We start from the raw sequence: 617 nt of genomic DNA, 5'->3' as shown, positions 1-617 counted from the left end.
CCGCCGATCAGGATGTCTGCACCTACCCCGCCATTCAGCAGATCGTTGCCGGCGCCGCCAGTGATCGTGTTGGCAAGCGCATTGCCGGTGCCGGTGAAGTTGGCGGACCCCGTATAGGTCAGGTTCTCGACATTGGCCAGCGCGGCGATCGAATAGGCGGCAAGTCCCGTGCGGACTTCGTCGGTGCCGTCGCTGAGACCCTCAGTGATCACGTCGCTCGCACTGTCGACCACATAGGTGTCGTTGCCGGCACCGCCGATCAGCGTGTCGTTGCCGGCGCCGCCGTCGAGCGTGTCGTTGCCGGCACCGCCGGTGATCGTGTTGACGAGCGCATTGCCGGTGCCGGTAAAGCTGGCCGATCCCGTATAGGTCAGCTTCTCGACATTGTTGCCGAGCGTATAGCTCGCAAGCGCCGTCTTGATCAGATCGGTTCCTGCATTCAGCCCTTCGGTGACCACGTCGGCAACGTCATCGACAATATAGGTGTCGTTGCCGGCACCGCCGATCAGCGTGTCATTGCCGACCCCGCCGTCAAGCAGATCGTTGCCGGCACCGCCGGTGATCGTGTTGGCAAGGTCATTGCCTGTGCCCGTAAACGCTACCGTACCGCTATAGGT

At 62.6% G+C, this 617-nt stretch carries 1 protein-coding gene; it reads right to left on the bottom strand.

What is annotated here, in order from left to right; all coding sequences use genetic code 11:
• On the bottom strand, positions 1–617 hold a 617-nt coding region (locus tag CO666_RS33435; RefSeq protein ID WP_143540439.1), incomplete at both ends, for a calcium-binding protein.

The organism is Rhizobium chutanense (assembly GCF_002531935.1).
GTDB lineage: Bacteria > Pseudomonadota > Alphaproteobacteria > Rhizobiales > Rhizobiaceae > Rhizobium > Rhizobium chutanense.
This window is presented reverse-complemented; position numbering and strand designations above follow the sequence as displayed.